Annotated in this window: 11 protein-coding genes; 10 read left to right on the top strand and 1 reads right to left on the bottom strand. The window is 59.0% G+C overall.

The features are described 5' to 3' along the window. Positions 1-141: 141 nt before the first annotated feature. Complete coding sequence (rpoC, locus tag AC4CWF_RS11140) at positions 142-4353, top strand: DNA-directed RNA polymerase subunit beta' (RefSeq protein ID WP_491281740.1); 4212 nt, start codon at positions 142-144, stop codon at positions 4351-4353. A gap of 164 nt (positions 4354-4517) precedes the next feature. Here the strand turns inward: rpoC and AC4CWF_RS11135 are convergent, their stop codons facing one another. Then, complete coding sequence (locus AC4CWF_RS11135) at positions 4518-4811, bottom strand: transcriptional regulator (protein ID WP_491281739.1); 294 nt, start codon at positions 4809-4811, stop codon at positions 4518-4520. Between the two features lie 489 nt (positions 4812-5300). Here AC4CWF_RS11135 and rpsL point away from each other — a divergent pair, with 489 nt between their 5' ends. The 9 genes from rpsL to rplB all read left to right on the top strand — a co-directional run bounded on the left by rpsL (position 5301) and on the right by rplB (position 12698). Continuing rightward, a complete protein-coding gene (gene rpsL, locus AC4CWF_RS11130; RefSeq protein ID WP_003507760.1) occupies positions 5301-5672 on the top strand; it encodes a 30S ribosomal protein S12 in 372 nt (123 codons plus the stop codon). Positions 5673-5746: 74 nt separating this feature from the next. Then, positions 5747-6217: a 30S ribosomal protein S7 gene (rpsG, locus tag AC4CWF_RS11125; protein WP_210102777.1), complete on the top strand. Its 471-nt coding sequence runs from the start codon at positions 5747-5749 to the stop codon at positions 6215-6217. A 33-nt stretch (positions 6218-6250) separates the two neighbouring features. After that, positions 6251-8350, top strand: a complete 2100-nt coding sequence (gene fusA, locus AC4CWF_RS11120; RefSeq protein ID WP_491281738.1) for an elongation factor G — start codon at positions 6251-6253, stop codon at positions 8348-8350. Positions 8351-8423: 73 nt separating this feature from the next. Beyond that, a complete protein-coding gene (gene tuf, locus AC4CWF_RS11115; protein WP_491281737.1) occupies positions 8424-9599 on the top strand; it encodes an elongation factor Tu in 1176 nt (391 codons plus the stop codon). 333 nt (positions 9600-9932) lie between these two features. Continuing rightward, positions 9933-10241, top strand: a complete 309-nt coding sequence (gene rpsJ / locus AC4CWF_RS11110; protein ID WP_003547547.1) for a 30S ribosomal protein S10 — start codon at positions 9933-9935, stop codon at positions 10239-10241. 37 nt (positions 10242-10278) lie between these two features. Continuing rightward, positions 10279-10920: a 50S ribosomal protein L3 gene (gene rplC / locus AC4CWF_RS11105; protein WP_491281736.1), complete on the top strand. Its 642-nt coding sequence runs from the start codon at positions 10279-10281 to the stop codon at positions 10918-10920. Between the two features lie 13 nt (positions 10921-10933). Beyond that, positions 10934-11554, top strand: coding sequence for a 50S ribosomal protein L4 (rplD, locus tag AC4CWF_RS11100; RefSeq protein WP_491281735.1), 621 nt, complete (start codon positions 10934-10936; stop codon positions 11552-11554). Then, entirely contained in the window at positions 11551-11844 is a 294-nt protein-coding gene (locus AC4CWF_RS11095; protein ID WP_137131958.1) for a 50S ribosomal protein L23, read from the top strand. Before rplD ends, AC4CWF_RS11095 begins: the two co-directional genes overlap by 4 nt. Positions 11845-11861: 17 nt before the next feature. Then, a complete protein-coding gene (gene rplB, locus AC4CWF_RS11090) occupies positions 11862-12698 on the top strand; it encodes a 50S ribosomal protein L2 (RefSeq protein ID WP_491281734.1) in 837 nt (278 codons plus the stop codon). Positions 12699-12711 lie beyond the last annotated feature (13 nt).

Below are 12711 nucleotides of genomic sequence, written 5' to 3'. Positions count from 1 at the left end.
CCTGCTGCTTCCGATTGCAGGGCAGGGGAATTTCGCCGCATTTCGCGGCTATGACCGTTTTAAGCAGCGGATCGGTCCTCCCGGGTCAAACGGACCGATGACGCTCGCAAGCGAGGGCGAGAGCCCCATAAGGAGATAGGCATGAACCAAGAGGTCATGAATCTTTTCAACCCGCAGGTGCCTGCGCAGCATTTCGATTCCATCCGGATTTCGATTGCATCGCCTGAGAAGATTCTCTCCTGGTCCTACGGCGAAATCAAAAAGCCGGAGACCATCAACTACCGTACGTTCAAGCCGGAACGCGACGGTCTCTTCTGCGCGCGCATTTTTGGACCGATCAAGGACTACGAATGCCTGTGCGGCAAGTACAAGCGCATGAAGTACAAGGGCATCATCTGCGAAAAGTGCGGCGTTGAAGTCACGCTGTCGCGCGTTCGCCGTGAGCGCATGGGCCATATTGAGCTGGCCGCTCCGGTTGCCCATATCTGGTTCCTGAAGTCGCTTCCTTCGCGTATCTCGACACTGCTCGACATGACGCTGAAGGATGTGGAGCGCGTGCTCTACTTCGAAAACTACATCGTGACGGAACCGGGCCTCACCGCGCTCAAGGAAAACCAGCTTCTGTCCGAAGAGGACTATATGCTGGCGATCGACGAGTACGGCGAAGACCAGTTCACCGCGATGATCGGCGCCGAAGCCATCTTCGAGATGCTGGCGTCCATGAACCTTGAGAAGCTCGCAGGTGACCTGCGCTCGGATCTGGCCGACACCACGTCGGATCTGAAGCAGAAGAAGCTGATGAAGCGTCTGAAGATCGTCGAGAACTTCATCGAATCCGGCAACAAGCCGGAATGGATGATCATGAAGGTCGTTCCCGTGATCCCGCCGGACCTGCGTCCGCTGGTTCCGCTGGATGGCGGCCGTTTTGCGACGTCCGACCTCAACGACCTCTACCGTCGTGTGATCAACCGTAACAACCGTCTGAAGCGCCTGATCGAACTGCGCGCTCCCGGCATCATCATCCGCAACGAAAAGCGCATGCTGCAGGAATCTGTGGATGCGCTGTTCGACAACGGCCGTCGTGGCCGCGTCATCACGGGCGCCAACAAGCGTCCGCTGAAGTCGCTGTCCGACATGCTGAAGGGCAAGCAGGGCCGCTTCCGCCAGAACCTTCTCGGCAAGCGCGTCGACTATTCCGGCCGTTCGGTTATCGTGACGGGTCCGGAACTGAAGCTGCACCAGTGCGGCCTGCCGAAGAAGATGGCGCTCGAACTGTTCAAGCCGTTCATCTACGCCCGCCTCGACGCCAAGGGTTATTCCTCGACCGTCAAGCAGGCGAAGAAGCTGGTTGAAAAGGAAAAGCCGGAAGTTTGGGATATCCTCGACGAGGTTATCCGCGAACATCCGGTTCTCCTGAACCGCGCACCGACACTGCACCGCCTGGGCATCCAGGCCTTCGAACCGATCCTGGTCGAAGGCAAGGCCATCCAGCTGCATCCGCTCGTCTGCACGGCCTTCAACGCCGACTTCGACGGCGACCAGATGGCTGTCCACGTGCCGCTCTCGCTGGAAGCCCAGCTGGAAGCCCGCGTGCTGATGATGTCGACCAACAACATCCTGCACCCGGCCAACGGTGCGCCGATCATCGTTCCTTCGCAGGACATGGTTCTCGGCCTCTATTACCTGTCGATTCTGAACCAGAACGAGCCGGGCGAAGGCATGGTTTTCTCCGACATGGGCGAATTGCACCATGCGCTGGAAAACAAGGTCGTCACCCTGCACGCCAAGATCCGTGGCCGTTTCAAGTCGATCGACGAAGAGGGCAAGCCCTATTCGAAGATCTATGAAACGACGCCTGGCCGCATGATCATGGGCGAACTCCTGCCGAAGAACGGCAAGGTGCTCTTCGACATCTGCAACCAGGAAATGACCAAGAAGAACATCTCCAAGATGATCGACACGGTCTACCGTCACTGCGGCCAGAAGGACACGGTCATTTTCTGCGACCGGATCATGCAGCTCGGCTTCACGCATGCGTGCAAGGCTGGCATTTCGTTCGGCAAGGACGACATGATCATCCCGGAAACCAAGGCGAAGATCGTTGGCGACACCGAAACGCTGGTCAAGGAATACGAGCAGCAGTACAATGACGGCCTGATCACCCAGGGCGAAAAGTACAACAAGGTCGTTGACGCCTGGGGCAAGGCCACCGAAAAGGTTGCCGAAGACATGATGGCCCGCATTAAGGCTGTCGAGTTCGATCCGGAAACCGGTCGTCAGAAGCCGATGAACGCGATCTACATGATGTCCCACTCCGGCGCCCGTGGTTCTCCGAACCAGATGCGTCAGCTGGGCGGCATGCGCGGCCTGATGGCAAAGCCGTCGGGTGAAATCATCGAGACGCCGATCATCTCGAACTTCAAGGAAGGCCTGACCGTTAACGAGTACTTCAACTCGACCCACGGTGCCCGTAAGGGTCTCGCAGACACCGCCCTGAAGACCGCGAACTCGGGTTACCTGACCCGTCGTCTCGTCGACGTCGCGCAGGATTGCATCGTCAACCTCGTGGATTGCGGCACCGACAAGGGCCTCACCATGACCGCCATCGTCGATGCCGGTCAGGTCGTTGCTTCCATCGGCGTGCGCGTTCTCGGTCGTACCGCCCTTGACGATATCGATCATCCGGTCACGGGTGAACGCATCGTTGATGCCGGTCGCATGATCCTCGAGCCCGATGTCATCGAGATCGAAAAGGCCGGCATCCAGTCGATCCGTATTCGCTCCGCGCTGACCTGCGAAGTTCAGACGGGCGTCTGCTCGATCTGCTACGGACGTGACCTTGCACGCGGTACCCCTGTCAACATGGGCGAAGCGGTAGGCGTCATTGCCGCACAGTCGATCGGCGAGCCGGGCACGCAGCTCACCATGCGTACCTTCCACTTGGGCGGCACGGCCAACGTGGTCGACCAGTCCTTCCTGGAAGCCTCCTACGAGGGCACGATCCAGATCAAGAACCGCAACCTGTTGCGTAACTCGGAAGGCAATCTGATTGCCATGGGTCGTAACCTGGCGGTGACGATCCTGGACGAACGCGGCGTGGAACGTTCCTCGCAGCGCGTCGCCTACGGTTCGAAGGTGTTCGTGGACGACAATGACAAGGTCAAGCGCGGACAGCGTCTGGCCGAGTGGGACCCCTACACGCGTCCGATGCTGACGGAAGTCGAAGGTATCGTGCACTTCGAAGACGTCGTCGACTCGATCTCGGTCACGGAATCGACCGACGAGTCGACCGGGATCACCAAACGTCAGGTTATCGATTGGCGTTCGACCCCGCGCGGTATCGACCTCAAGCCGGCGGTTATCCTGAAGGATGCCAGCGGCAATATCCTGAAGCTCGCACGTGGTGGCGATGCCCGCTACATGCTGTCCGTGGATGCCATTCTGTCGGTTGAGCCCGGCCAGAAGGTGTCTCAGGGTGACGTTCTGGCGCGTGTTCCGATGGAAAGCGCCAAGACGAAGGACATCACCGGTGGTCTGCCGCGTGTTGCCGAACTGTTCGAAGCCCGTCGTCCGAAGGACCACGCCATCATCGCTGAGATCGATGGTACGATCCGCCTCGGCCGCGACTACAAGAACAAGCGTCGCGTCCAGATCGAGCCTGCCGAAGACGGTGTCGAGCCGGTCGAGTACCTGATCCCGAAGGGCAAGCCCTTCCATCTTCAGGATGGCGACTATATCGAAAAGGGTGACTACATCCTCGACGGTAACCCGGCACCGCATGACATCCTGGCGATCAAGGGCGTCGAGGCACTTGCCTCGTACCTGGTCAACGAAATCCAGGAAGTCTACCGTCTGCAGGGCGTGGTGATCAACGACAAGCACATCGAGGTGATCGTTCGCCAGATGCTGCAGAAGGTCGAGATCACCGACAGTGGTGACAGCCATTACATCGTGGGCGACAATGTCGACCGCATTGAACTGGATGACAACAATGAGCGCCTGATCGAGGAAGGCAAGAAGCCGGCTTATGGCGATCCCGTTCTTCTCGGTATCACCAAGGCTTCGCTGCAGACGCCGTCCTTCATCTCGGCCGCATCCTTCCAGGAAACCACCAAGGTTCTCACGGAAGCTGCGATCGCCGGCAAGACGGACACGCTGCAGGGCCTCAAGGAAAACGTCATCGTCGGCCGCCTCATTCCGGCTGGTACCGGCGGCACCATGACGCAGATCCGCCGCATTGCGACCTCGCGCGACGAGATGATCCTCGACGAGCGCCGCAAGGGCACCGGTGCAAGCGTTGCAACGCCGATGCTACAGGAACTGTCGGCAAGCGACGTTCCCGCTGGCGAATAACATCATCAGATCCGGCGCGGTTTTCTCCGCGCCGGGTTTTTGCCGGTGACGTTTCGACTGCACCGGACATGTGGACAACAAAAAAAGCGCCTGGAGAAATCCGGGCGCTTTTTTGTTGGTCGGGTCGTGGGTGATGATATCCCGCAAAGGCGGGCGAGGGCGGTTTACTGGAAGCGGATGATCGAGACTTCGCCTTCGAGCGCGCCCTGATAAGCGGCGGCGTGTGGTTCCTCGACGGGCTCTTCGGTCATGATACCGATCTGGTCGAGATCCGCCTCGATGAACCCTTCCTCGGAAAGCGCGTTCAGCGCCTCGCGCACTGCGCTGTCATCGTCTGGCGCGCGCAGCAGGATATGCAGTTCGATGCCCTCGCTGTCTTTGGCCTCATAACCCTTGCCGATGATGATGAAGACCATCGGGGTGTCGTGCTTGTTGTCGTTGTCCGGGTCGGTGATCATGAGAAATTCTGCTCCTGGTGGGAGGGGTGGGACCGACTCAGGATTAGCCGGTGGCTGTCGGTTGATACTTAGCGGCTTGCCATGCAAATCCCAGTGGTTAATGAATTGATGCCTGCCTTTTGCACGGTTGCCTTGCCACAAAAGGGCTGGAAAGGCCGCAGATGCGGGGCATCCGAGGGCTAATTCCGGATTCGGCCTTGACGCGCGGGGGGTAAAACAGTAAACGGCCCCTCATCGGAAGCGATGTGAGGCTTGCCCGTTTGGATCGACTCGTTCCTGACTTGGCCTCAAACAAGGTTCCAAACGCACGTTGAAGACAGGTATGCTGCACGCATGACGCATAGGAATGCGTCCTCTGCTTTATGTGGTCCTTTCCAGATTTGGAACGGGCCATATTTTGCGCATGTTGATATGTGTGCCGAGGCCGGAGACGGCGACCACACGGGCCCCAAAAGGGCCTTGAGACAAGATTTTGCAAGGGATGGGTATATGCCTACCGTAAACCAGCTGATCCGCAAGCCTCGCCAGGCACAGGTCAAGCGCAACAAGGTGCCTGCACTGCAGGAAAACCCGCAGAAGCGCGGCGTCTGCACCCGCGTTTACACGACGACCCCGAAGAAGCCGAACTCGGCTCTGCGTAAGGTTGCCAAGATCCGCCTGACCAATGGCTTTGAAGTCATCGGCTACATTCCGGGCGAAGGTCACAACCTTCAGGAACACTCTGTCGTGATGATCCGCGGCGGCCGCGTCAAGGACTTGCCCGGCGTTCGTTACCACATCATCCGTGGTGTTCTCGATACCCAGGGTGTCAAGAACCGCAAGCAGCGCCGCTCCAAGTATGGCGCGAAGCGTCCGAAGTAATTCACCAGATCCGGCGCCGCGCGAGGTTCTCCGCGTGTTAAGGCGCCCACTCCAGTTTTAAAGAGACGGAACGTATGTCCAGACGTCATAAAGCAGAAAAGCGCGAGATCAATCCGGATCCGAAGTTCGGCGATCTTGTTGTCACGAAGTTCATGAACGCCATCATGCTGCACGGCAAGAAGTCGGTTGCAGAAACCATCGTTTACGGTGCGTTCGATGTGGTTCAGGGCAAGGCCAAGTCCGACCCGTTGCAGACCTTCCATCAGGCGCTCGAAAACGTGGCTCCGCATGTGGAAGTCCGTTCGCGCCGCGTTGGTGGTGCAACCTATCAGGTTCCGGTTGATGTTCGCCCCGAGCGCCGTCAGGCGCTGGCGATCCGCTGGCTGATTGCGGCTGCCCGCAAGCGCAACGAAACCACCATGGTCGACCGTTTGTCCGGCGAGTTGATGGATGCAGCAAACAACCGCGGCAGCGCCGTCAAGAAGCGTGAAGACACGCACAAGATGGCCGACGCCAACCGCGCATTCTCGCATTATCGCTGGTAATCTTCATCCGATCGAATTTCGAAAGGCAGTCCTATGGCTCGCGAATATAAAATCGAAGACTACCGTAATTTCGGTATCATGGCGCACATCGACGCCGGCAAGACGACGACCACCGAGCGTATCCTTTATTACACCGGCAAGTCGCACAAGATCGGTGAAGTACACGACGGCGCGGCCACCATGGACTGGATGGAGCAGGAGCAGGAGCGTGGCATCACGATCACCTCCGCTGCCACCACGACCTACTGGAAGGGTCGCGACGGCAAGATGCGTCGCTTCAACATCATCGACACTCCCGGCCACGTCGACTTCACCATCGAAGTCGAACGTTCGCTGCGCGTGCTCGACGGTGCGATCGCTCTGCTCGACGCCAATGCCGGCGTTGAGCCGCAGACAGAAACCGTGTGGCGTCAGGCTGAAAAGTACAACGTCCCGCGGATGATCTTCTGCAACAAGATGGACAAGACCGGCGCTGACTTCTACCGCTCGGTAGAAATGATCAAGACCCGTCTCGGCGCCATCGCTGTTGTCATGCAGCTCCCGATCGGTGCAGAAACCGAGTTCAAGGGCGTTGTCGACCTGATCGAGATGAATGCTCTCGTCTGGCGCGACGAATCGCTCGGCGCTGCCTGGGATGTCGTCGAGATCCCTGAGGACATGCAGGAAAAGGCCGAGGAATATCGCGAAAAGATGATCGAACAGGTCGTCGAAGCCGATGAACAGGCCATGGAAGACTACCTGAACGGCATCATGCCGGATAATGACAAGATCCGTGCCCTGGTTCGCCGCGGCACCATCGACGTCAAGTTCCATCCGATGTTCTGCGGTACCGCGTTCAAGAACAAGGGCGTTCAGCCCCTGCTCGACGCCGTTGTCGAATACCTGCCGTCGCCGCTCGATATTCCGGCGATCAAGGGCATCGACGTCAAGACCGAAGCCGAAATCGAACGTCACGCCGATGACAGCGAGCCGCTGTCGATGCTGGCCTTCAAGATCATGAACGACCCCTTCGTCGGTTCGCTCACGTTCTGCCGCATCTACTCGGGCAAGCTCGAAAAGGGTACGTCTGTCATCAACACGGTCAAGGACAAGCGTGAGCGCGTCGGCCGTATGCTGCAGATGCACTCCAACTCGCGCGAAGACATCGAAGAAGCCTTTGCAGGCGACATCGTGGCTCTCGCAGGCCTCAAGGAATCGACCACGGGCGACACGCTCTGCGATCCCCTGAACCAGGTTATCCTGGAACGCATGGAATTCCCCGAGCCGGTCATCCAGATCGCCATCGAGCCGAAGACCAAGGGCGACCAGGAAAAGATGGGCCTCGCGCTCAACCGCCTGGCTGCAGAAGATCCGTCCTTCCGCGTCAAGACCGACCAGGAATCCGGCCAGACCATCATTGCCGGCATGGGCGAACTTCACCTCGACATCATCGTCGACCGTATGCGTCGCGAGTTCAAGGTTGAAGCCACCGTCGGTGCTCCGCAGGTTGCCTACCGCGAAACCATCACGCGTCAGCACGAAGAAGACTACACGCACAAGAAGCAGTCCGGTGGTACCGGCCAGTTTGCGCGCGTCAAGATCGTCTTCGAACCCAATCCCGATGGCGACGAATTCAAGTTCGAATCCAAGATCGTCGGTGGTTCTGTTCCCAAGGAATACATCCCGGGCGTTCAGAAGGGTATCGAAAGCGTTCTGTCTTCCGGTCCGCTGGCTGGCTTCCCGATGCTGGGCGTCAAGGCGACCCTCATCGACGGCGCCTTCCACGATGTCGACTCGTCGGTTCTCGCCTTCGAAATCGCCTCGCGTGCCTGCTTCCGTGAAGCGGCCAAGAAGGCTGGAGCCCAGCTGCTCGAGCCGATGATGAAGGTCGAGGTGGTAACGCCGGAAGATTACGTCGGTGACGTGATCGGCGACCTCAACTCCCGCCGTGGTCAGATCCAGGGCCAGGAAAGCCGCGGCATTGCCGTGGTCATCAATGCCCATGTTCCGCTCGCGAACATGTTCAAGTATGTCGATAACCTGCGTTCGATGTCGCAGGGCCGCGCTCAGTATTCGATGGTCTTCGACCATTACTCGCCGGTTCCGTCCAACGTCGCTCAGGAAATTCAGGCGAAGTACTCCGGTCAGAAGTGACCGGGGTTCCCTTGAACCCATAATAATTGATAATTCACCCGCTCCTTGCGGGTAAGAAGATGGAGAGCCTGAAATGGCAAAGAGCAAGTTTGAGCGCAACAAGCCGCATGTGAACATCGGCACGATTGGCCACGTTGACCACGGCAAGACGTCTCTGACGGCAGCGATCACGAAGTACTTCGGTGAATACAAGGCGTACGACCAGATCGACGCTGCACCGGAAGAAAAGGCACGCGGCATCACCATCTCGACGGCACACGTCGAGTATGAGACGCCTGCTCGTCACTACGCGCACGTCGACTGCCCCGGCCACGCCGACTACGTCAAGAACATGATCACCGGTGCAGCGCAGATGGACGGCGCGATCCTGGTTTGCTCGGCCGCCGACGGCCCGATGCCGCAGACCCGCGAGCACATCCTGCTCGCCCGTCAGGTTGGCGTTCCGGCGATCGTCGTGTTCCTCAACAAGGTTGACCAGGTTGACGACGCCGAGCTTCTCGAACTCGTCGAACTGGAAGTGCGCGAACTTCTGTCGTCCTACGACTTCCCGGGCGACGATATTCCGATCATCAAGGGCTCGGCTCTTGCTGCTCTGGAAGACAGCGACAAGAAGATCGGCGAAGATGCGATCCGCGAACTGATGGCAGCGGTTGACGCCTACATCCCGACGCCTGAGCGCCCGATCGACCAGCCCTTCCTGCTTCCGATCGAAGACGTATTCTCGATCTCCGGCCGTGGTACGGTTGTGACGGGTCGCGTTGAGCGTGGCATCGTCAAGGTTGGCGAAGAAGTCGAAATCGTCGGCATCCGCGCTACCTCCAAGACGACCGTGACCGGCGTTGAAATGTTCCGCAAGCTGCTCGATCAGGGCCAGGCTGGCGACAACATCGGTGCTCTGGTTCGTGGCGTTCAGCGTGATGGCGTTGAGCGTGGCCAGATCCTGTGCAAGCCGGGTTCGGTCAAGCCGCACAAGAAGTTCATGGCTGAAGCCTACATCCTGACGAAGGAAGAAGGCGGCCGTCATACGCCGTTCTTCACCAACTACCGTCCGCAGTTCTACTTCCGCACGACGGATGTGACCGGCATCGTGTCGCTTCCGGAAGGCACGGAAATGGTTATGCCTGGCGACAACGTCACCGTTGCCGTTGAGCTGATCGTTCCGATCGCGATGGAAGAAAAGCTGCGCTTCGCGATCCGCGAAGGCGGCCGTACCGTCGGCGCCGGCATCGTCGCTTCGATCATCGAGTAATTTAAATTCTGCCGGGCGAGGGGATTTCCTCCCGCCCGGCGGTTTTTATCCGATGATCCATGAAATTTCATGCGCAGTGCCTCTTGGCGCTTGCGTATGACATGAAAATGTTGCAAATGGCGCGCGAGCAAGATTTGCGGCCTGCTTCGCTTTTGAGCGGATCGGGTAGAACAATCCAAAAGGTGGGCTTATGGCCCGAAGACTGGATAGGGATGCCGTTGTTGCGGTGTCCCTCTCGATCTTTGACACCGGTGGTCCCGCCTTTTTAGAAAAAGAACACCCCATGCCGTACTGTTGGCACCGGGGAGAACAAGATAACAAGGATAACGTCGAATGAACGGCCAAAATATCCGCATTCGCCTGAAGGCGTTCGATCACCGAATTCTCGATGCTTCCACGCGCGAGATTGTGTCGACGGCGAAGCGCACCGGAGCTAGCGTCCGGGGCCCCGTTCCGCTTCCGACTCGCATCGAGAAGTTTACGGTTAACCGGTCCCCTCACATCGATAAGAAGAGCCGCGAGCAGTTCGAAATGCGCACGCATAAGCGCCTGCTCGACATTGTCGATCCCACCCCGCAGACGGTAGACGCGCTGATGAAGCTCGATCTGGCCGCCGGCGTCGACGTGGAAATCAAGCTCTGAGACCCACGTCTTGAGCTGAGTGAGAAGGATTGAACCGATGCGTTCAGGTGTAATTGCACAGAAAGTGGGAATGACCCGCGTCTATAACGACGCCGGTGAACATGTCCCGGTGACGGTTTTGCGCGTTGAGAACTGCCAGGTTGTCGCGCACCGCACAGATGAAAAGAACGGCTACACGGCTGTTCAGCTTGGCGCTGGCGTTGCCAAGGTCAAGAACACGACGAAGGCCCTGCGCGGTCACTTTGCCGTGGCTCAGGTTGAGCCGAAGGCAAAGGTCGTCGAATTCCGCGTCGATGCGGACAACCTCGTCGATGTCGGCGCGGCCATCAACCCCAGCCACTTCACTGCCGGCCAGCTGGTCGATGTGACGGGTACCTCGATCGGTAAGGGTTTTGCCGGCGCCATGAAGCGTCATAACTTCGGCGGTCTTCGCGCCACGCACGGTGTGTCCGTTTCGCACCGCTCGCATGGTTCGACCGGTTCCAACCAGGATCCGGGCAAGGTCTGGAAGGGCAAGCGCATGGCTGGTCACATGGGCCAGACGCGCATCACCACCCAGAACCTCGAAGTGGTATCGCTGGACGACGACCGTGGTCTGATCCTCGTCAAGGGTGCCGTTCCCGGTTCGAAGGGTTCCTGGATCATCGTCCGCGACGCCGTCAAGTCGGCCGCGAAGTAAGGGAGCCAAGAACATGGAATTCAACGTCAAGACCCTCGAGGGTAAAGACGCCGGCAAGGTCTCCCTGTCGGACGAGATCTTCGGCCTCGACCCCCGCCAGGATATCCTGGCCCGCATGGTACGCTGGCAGCTTGCAAAGAAGCAGCAGGGCACCCACAAGACCAAGACCCGCGCCGAAGTATCGCGCACGGGCGCCAAGATGTACAAGCAGAAGGGTACGGGCCGCGCTCGTCACCATTCCGCACGCGCTCCGCAGTTCCGCGGCGGCGGCAAGGCCCATGGTCCGGTTGTTCGCAGCCACGAGCATGACCTGCCCAAGAAGGTTCGTGCACTTGCTCTGCGTCATGCGCTGTCGGCAAAGCTGAAGGCTGAAGACCTGATCATCATCGATCAGCTGGTCGCTTCCGATGCCAAGACGAAGGCACTGGCCGGTACGTTTGAAACGATGGGTCTCACCAATGCTCTCGTGATCGGCGGCGCCGAACTCGACAGCAATTTCAAGCTCGCTGCCCAGAACATCCCGAACGTCGATGTTCTGCCGGTTCAGGGCATCAATGTTTATGACATCCTGCGTCGTGGCAAGCTCGTGCTTTCCAAGGCTGCTGTCGAAGCTCTAGAGGAGCGTTTCAAGTGACCGATCTTCGCCACTATGATGTGATCGTCTCTCCTTCGATCACCGAAAAGTCGACGCTGCTCTCTGAACAGAACCAGGTCGTCTTCAACGTCGCCAAGGACGCTTCCAAGCCTGAAATCAAGGCTGCCGTGGAAGCTCTGTTCGGCGTCAAGGTCAAGGCCGTCAACACGCTCGTCCGTCTGGGCAAGACCAAGCGTTTCCGCGGCTTCATCGGCAAGCAGAAGGACGTCAAGAAGGCGATCGTGACGCTTGCTGAAGGTCAGTCGATCGACGTATCGACCGGCGTCTGAGGTAGGGAACAAGAACAATGGCATTGAAAAGCTACAATCCGACGACCCCGAGCCAGCGTCAGCTGGTCATCGTCGACCGCTCTGGCCTCTGGAAGGGCAAGCCGGTCAAGGCGCTGACGGAAGGTCTCTCCAAGAGCGGCGGCCGTAACAACCTCGGTCGCATCACCGCTCGCTTCATCGGTGGTGGTCACAAGCGCACCTACCGTCTCGTCGATTTCAAGCGTCGCAAGTTTGAAGTCGAAGGCACGGTCGAGCGTCTGGAATACGACCCGAACCGTTCTGCCTTCATCGCGCTGATCAGCTATGCTGACGGCGAACAGGCTTATATCCTTGCTCCGCAGCGTCTTGCTGCCGGCGACAAGGTCATCGCCTCCGACAAGGCCGTCGACGTCAAGCCCGGCAATACCATGCCGCTGCAGTACATCCCGGTTGGCTCGATCGTTCACAACGTCGAAATGAAGCCCGGCAAGGGCGGTCAGATCGCACGTTCGGCTGGCACCTATGTCCAGCTCGTCGGCCGCGATGCCGGCATGGCGATCCTGCGCCTCAACTCGGGTGAACAGCGTCTGGTTCCGGGCTCGTGCCTGGCAACCGTTGGCGCCGTATCCAACCCGGACCACGGCAACACCAACGATGGCAAGGCCGGTCGGACCCGCTGGCGCGGCAAGACCCCGCATAACCGCGGTGTCGTCATGAACCCGGTCGACCACCCCCACGGTGGTGGTGAAGGCCGTACATCCGGTGGTCGCCACCCGGTTTCCCCCTGGGGCAAGCCGACCAAGGGCAAGCGGACTCGTTCGAACAAGTCGACCGACAAGTTCATCATGCGCTCGCGCCACCTGAAGAAGAAGTAAGAGAGGTAGTCAG

It is taken from the genome of Neorhizobium sp. PAMB6630 (genome assembly GCF_058242775.1).
The sequence above is the reverse complement of the archived record's forward strand: the minus strand, read 5'-3'. Positions and strand labels throughout refer to the sequence as shown.